Raw genomic sequence first — 2,361 nt, 5'->3', positions numbered from 1 at the left:
AACACCAGCCGATGTAAGTGTCGACTGTGAAGCCATACCAGCGGTACCCACCATCACTGCAACCGATAATTGTGATAGTGTCGTTGATGTAATTTTCACTGAAGTAAGCAATACGGTAGTAGACGGCTGTGGAGCGATTGTCCGCAAATGGGAATCAACCGATAACTGTGGTAATATGGTAAGTCATACCCAAACCATCACGGTAACCGATACGACAGCACCGGTATTATCAGCAACACCAGCCGATGTAAGCGTCGACTGTGAAGCCATACCAGCAGTACCCACCATCACTGCAACCGATAATTGTGATACTGTCGTTGATGTAATTTTCACCGAAGTAAGCAATACGGTAGTAGACGGCTGTGGAGCGATTGTCCGCAAATGGGAATCAACCGATAACTGTGGCAACACGGTAAGTCACACCCAAACGATTACTGTGACCGATACGACAGCACCGGTATTATCAGCAATACCAGCCGATGTAAGTGTCGACTGTGAAGCCATACCAGCAGTACCCACCATCACTGCAACCGATAATTGTGATAGTGTTGTTGATGTAATTTTCACCGAAGTAAGCAATACGGTAGTAGACGGCTGTGGAGCGATTGTCCGCAAATGGGAATCAACCGATAACTGTGGTAATATGGTAAGTCATACCCAAACCATCACGGTAACCGATACGACAGCACCCGTATTATCAGCAACACCAGCCGATGTAAGTGTCGACTGTGAAGCCATACCAGCGGTACCCACCATCACTGCAACCGATAATTGTGATAGTGTCGTTGATGTAATTTTCACTGAAGTAAGCAATACGGTAGTAGACGGCTGTGGAGCGATTGTCCGCAAATGGGAATCAACCGATAACTGTGGTAACACGGTAAGTCACACACAAACGATTACAGTAACCGATACGACAGCACCCGTATTATCAGCAACACCAGCCGATGTAAGTGTCGACTGCGAAGCCATACCAGCGGTACCCACCATCACTGCAACCGATAATTGTGATACTGTCGTTGATGTAATTTTCACCGAAGTAAGCAATACGGTAGTAGACGGCTGTGGAGCGATTGTCCGCAAATGGGAATCAACCGATAACTGTGGTAATATGGTAAGTCATACCCAAACGATTACAGTAATCGATACGACAGCACCGGTATTATCAGCAACACCAGCCGATGTAAGCGTCGACTGTGAAGCCATACCAGCAGTACCCACCATCACTGCAACCGATAATTGTGATACTGTCGTTGATGTAATTTTCACCGAAGTAAGCAATACGGTAGTAGACGGCTGTGGAGCGATTGTCCGCAAATGGGAATCAACCGATAACTGTGGTAATATGATAAGTCATACCCAAACGATTACAGTAACTGACATAACTAAACCAGAATTTACTGTACCAGTAGATATTACTATATACAAAGATGATAATTGTACTTATAATGCTAGTATTGGTATCACTGGAGATGTTATTGATGAATCTGATAATTGTGATACAACTTTAGAAGCCAATTATAATGATGTAGAATTAGCAGGAAGTTGTCAAGGAGAAGTAATAATTACTCGTACATGGAGTCTTACTGATAACTGTGGTAACACAACTGAAAAGGTCCAAACAATAACAGTTGAAGACAATACAGTACCAGTTATAGACGAAACAAACAAGAAGAATATAGATATAGAATGTGGAGTTGGTGATACAGAAACTGCTTTACAAGATTGGTTAAATAGTAATGCAGGAGCTACAGCAACCGATAATTGTAGTACAGTAACATGGACCAATAATTATGGGGATGATACCTCTGTGAAATGTGATGGAAGCTATATCACAGTAACTTTCACGGCTACTGATGCCTGTGGAAACTTCAGTACTACAACAGCAGGATATTTAATTAAAGATGAAACACCACCAACAATAACTCAGCAACCATCAGATAAAACTGTAGAGTGTGATGGATCAGGAAATACAACAGAGTTAAATGATTGGCTAGCTAGTAATGGAGGAGCGACAGCGACAGATGATTGTAGTATTGTAACATGGAGTAATAATTATACAGATTTAACATACACGTGTAGTTTTACAGGAGAAGTAGAAGTGGTTTTTACAGCAAAAGATGCTTGTGGAAACACTGTAAATACAATTTCAGCTAAGTTCATTATAGAAGACACGGTAGCCCCAGAATTTGTAGAGACTTTACCAGTAGCAGAAATCACGGTAAGTTGTGATAATATTCCAGTGATGGAAACTTTAACAGCAACTGATAATTGTGATGCTTCCGTAACAGTCATTCCGAGTGAAGTAACCAGTGGCGATGACGATGCTTGTGGCTCAGAATACTTGATTACAAGAAAATG

At 42.0% G+C, this 2,361-nt stretch carries 1 pseudogene; it reads left to right on the top strand.

What is annotated here, in order from left to right:
• Nucleotides 1-2,361, top strand: a pseudogene (locus V1T75_RS16345) (hypothetical protein); the annotation flags it as partial.

This window comes from Tenacibaculum sp. FZY0031, from assembly GCF_036350695.1.
In the GTDB taxonomy this organism is placed as follows: Bacteria; Bacteroidota; Bacteroidia; order Flavobacteriales; family Flavobacteriaceae; genus Polaribacter.
The sequence above is the reverse complement of the archived record's forward strand: the minus strand, read 5'-3'. Positions and strand labels throughout refer to the sequence as shown.